Origin of the sequence: Brachyspira sp. G79 (assembly GCF_002379365.1) — a bacterium.
In the GTDB taxonomy this organism is placed as follows: Bacteria; Spirochaetota; Brachyspiria; order Brachyspirales; family Brachyspiraceae; genus Brachyspira.
This window is the reverse complement of sequence record NZ_JQIU01000008.1, coordinates 509,391-512,245: the sequence shown is the minus strand read 5'-3', so window position 1 is coordinate 512,245 and position 2,855 is coordinate 509,391. Positions and strand designations below refer to the sequence as shown.

Below are 2,855 nucleotides of genomic sequence, written 5' to 3'. Positions count from 1 at the left end.
ATAATAATATAAAAAATAATCAATATTAACTTTTATAAATTTATGTTTATTGGTTTTAATTTTTTGTATAATCAGTATATTTGCTATAACAAATATATTGTTTTAAAAGTACATGTTTTATAATTAATAAATTATAAAAATAATGTTTTACAAGTTGTATAAGTAATTAAAGGTGGCAGTAAAAAGAGTAGGCAGTATTATAGTAAGGATATTTGATACAAATCATAAGTTATAAAAATAAAATACTCAAAAATAAGATAGTGTAAATATTTATTAATTTAGTTTTGAAACAAGTATAATATTTTGTCTTATAAAACAACCAAAACAACACATAGTTTTTAAGCTAGTATAAATTTTATATTGAAATAATTTCAAAATAAGCCTATTATTTAATACTAATAATATAATTTTTTTAATAGAGTTGTAAAATGAAAAAAAGAATTCTTTTGTTAGGAGCTACTGGCTCTATAGGTACTAATACTTGTAATGTTGTTAGAAAATTTAGTAATGATTTTGAAATAGTTGGAATGTCCGCAAATAGTAAAATAGATATTCTTAGAACTTTATGTACTGAGTTTAAACCTAAGACTGTAAATATATCTGATAAGAGTGCTGCAAACATTTTTAAAGATTATGACTGTGCAGAAAGTATAAATATTTTTGATGGAAGTATTGCTGATTTTGTAAAACATACAGATTTTGATATATTAGTAAATGCTTTAACAGGATATGCAGGATTTCTTCCCACAGTAGAGGCAATAAAGAAAGGAAAAACTATTGCTTTGGCAAATAAAGAGACTTTGGTAGTAGGCGGAGATATTATAAACGAACTATTAAAACAGCATAATGCTAAATTAATACCAATAGACAGTGAGCATTCTGCTATATTTCAAATATTAAATCATTTTGGTAAGGAGGCATTATCGAAAGTAATAATAACAGCTTCAGGAGGTCCTTTTTTCAGAACTCCTAAAGAAGAGTTAAAAAATGTTACTGTAGAAATGGCATTAAAGCACCCAACTTGGTCAATGGGAAGTAAAATTACTATAGACAGTGCCACTATGATGAATAAGGGCTTTGAAGTGATAGAAGCACATCATTTGTTTAATTTGGATTATGATAAGATAGAAACTATTATTCACCCTCAAAGTTTAATACATTCTATGGCAGAGTTTATTGATGGGGAAATATATGCTCAAATAGGTAAAAATGACATGTGTCTTCCTATACAGCATGCACTTACTTATCCAGAAATAAGAAATACTCCATTTGAAAAGTTAAAATTATACGAACATAGTGAACTTAATTTTTATAAAATGGATTTTGATAAATTTGTTATGCTGAAACTAGCCTATGAATGCGGTAAAAAGGGAGGACTTTATCCTTGTGTACTTAATGCTGCAAATGAGATATGCGTTTATTCCTTTTTGGAGAAAAGAATTGGTTTTACTGATATATTTGATATTGTATCAAAGGTATGTAGTAGAAAAATAAATATACCATTAACTATAGATAATATTATCAATATGGACAGCGAAATAAGAAAAGAGACTAGATGGATAATAGATTCTATAACTAAATAATTTAATTTTATATAAAAAGGATAAATATTTTCTTAATAAAGTTTCATTTTTCATATTATACTGTAACTATATAGTTATTAGAAAAACCTGAACGTTAAAATTATACTTGTTTAAAAAGTACTCGATAATATTATATAAAATTTTTATATTTATAAATTACTAGAATAACATTTTATACGTTGTATGATTTATCATTTTTATATGTAAATATACGGTTCTCCTACTTCTTTTGCTCACCAGAAGAAGTAGGTTTGGATAATAAATAATTTATTTAGTTTTGAAATAATTCTATTACATTTATCATTATATGAATAGAAAAATGCTAAAATAAGAAAATATAATACTTTTTATTTATTTTTCTTATTTAATACTATAAAGAATTCCCCTATTAATATTGGAATTTCCAAATTTCCAATGATAGGAATTTTTTCAAGCACAGAAAATATTCCTGAAAGTAATTTTCTATTATTATATTTAAATATACTGTTCATATATTTAAAAGTTAGAACTTTCCAAAACGGTTTTATTTCAATTATTTCAAATCCTGTTATAGATGATAATTTTTCTATACTCTTTTTATTAAAATAATGTATGTGCTCAATATTATAGTGCGACCACTTGGATTTCATTATTCTGCATGTAAATGAATTGGTATTTGGAGTAGTGATAACTACATAACCATCTTGTTTTAATAAATCATAAGATATTTTAAATAATTCTAAAGGATTTTCAACATGTTCTAATACATCACTCATCATGATTATATCAAAATAATTATGATTAAAATCTGATTTTTCTAAAATCCCATTATATATTTTATCATCACCGAATTTCTCTTTAGCAATATTAGCAGCTTTTTCACCAACTTCTATTCCATATACATCAAATCCAAGATTTTTAGCTTCTATCATCAAATAACCAGGACCACACCCTATATCCAATAACTTACCATTATTTTTATATTTTAGTATATCTTTAAGTAATTTTCTGAATTTATCTCTCTTCATTTTAGAAAAATTATCTTCTTGACCTATTCCCCAAGCAGCATAATCATCAGAATATATATCAGATAATTCCTTTTGTGTAGGATATGGATACAAATATTCTATTTCACAATTTTTACATTTGACAATACTTTTATTTGATATTATATTATTATATAAATATTTTATACTATTTTCACTAGAACATATAGGACATTTATTATTTAAATTTGTTGGTTGTTGGTTGTTGGTTGTTGGTTGTTGGTTGTTGGTTGTTGGTTGTTGGTTG

Annotated in this window: 2 protein-coding genes; one reads left to right on the top strand and one right to left on the bottom strand. The window is 24.4% G+C overall.

Annotation, left to right across the window (positions count from 1 at the left end; all coding sequences use genetic code 11):
* Positions 1-428 precede the first annotated feature (428 nt).
* Positions 429-1,583 carry a 1-deoxy-D-xylulose-5-phosphate reductoisomerase gene (gene dxr / locus KQ44_RS03700; protein WP_096736289.1) on the top strand — a complete coding sequence of 385 codons (1,155 nt, stop codon included), beginning with the start codon at positions 429-431 and terminating at the stop codon, positions 1,581-1,583.
* A 347-nt stretch (positions 1,584-1,930) separates the two neighbouring features.
* Here the strand turns inward: dxr and KQ44_RS03695 are convergent.
* On the bottom strand, positions 1,931-2,855 hold a 925-nt coding region (locus tag KQ44_RS03695), incomplete at its 5' end, for a class I SAM-dependent methyltransferase (RefSeq protein WP_096736288.1).

What these genes read in the sequence shown, in the direction of transcription:
- dxr (WP_096736289.1), top strand. Translation starts at nt 429, where the DNA reads ATGAAAAAAAGAATTCTTTTGTTAGGAGCTACTGGCTCTATAGGTACT.